The organism is Clostridium moutaii (genome assembly GCF_041205085.1).
Lineage (GTDB): Bacteria > Bacillota > Clostridia > Clostridiales > Clostridiaceae > Clostridium_B > Clostridium_B moutaii.
Window position 1 is genome coordinate 1 of the sequence record NZ_JBGEWD010000048.1, and the last position, 640, is coordinate 640.

General features: G+C 33.1%; 1 protein-coding gene. It reads right to left on the minus strand.

Features of this window, described 5'->3' with window-relative positions; translation table 11 throughout:
• Window positions 1–612: SPRY domain-containing protein (locus AB8U03_RS18025; RefSeq protein WP_369705930.1), on the minus strand; the 612-nt coding region annotated here is incomplete at its 3' end.
• Between the last annotated feature and the right edge of the window lie 28 nt (window positions 613–640).

Here is a 640-nt window from a genome sequence, read left to right on the forward strand (position 1 = left end):
CCTAACTTCAAATTGATTATCCAAACTATCTATTAATTTGCTTCCATCCTCTCTAGGAGTAAGCAATGATTCTTTTAAATCACCAACACCATAATCGCTAAACCATTGTTCCTTTTGTGTATCATCTGTTGGTGCTCCCAGATTTGTTAATATATTATTTTTTGCACTATAATATTTATTATTTTGCATTATTAAAAAATTAGGCGTCGTTTGATTTTCATCATAAGATTTATATCCTCCCGGTATACGATAATTAAAATCTGTTGCTCCGAAATTTGCTGTAATACTAGGAATACTATATGAAGCACCATTTGCAACAAAAGGAAATACAGGAATACCCAAAAGAGATATATCAGTAAAAGCAATACCTTGAGATACACCATTCCTATAAAATTCTATTGTTCCTTCATCTAAATCTAAAGCAATTCCTATTATGTCATTAGTTGCTCTAGATCCACTATATATTCTTGCATTATTACTTTGAGCTCCCGATCCGGATAGAGCTGCATTTATATTTGCTATACCAAGAAATGTACTCCCCAATGCTCCCGATAATTTATATTCCCAATAATACTTACCTGTAGACCTTCCTATTGTCGCTCTTACTCCCATATGTGTCCCATTACCATCTACACCAGTA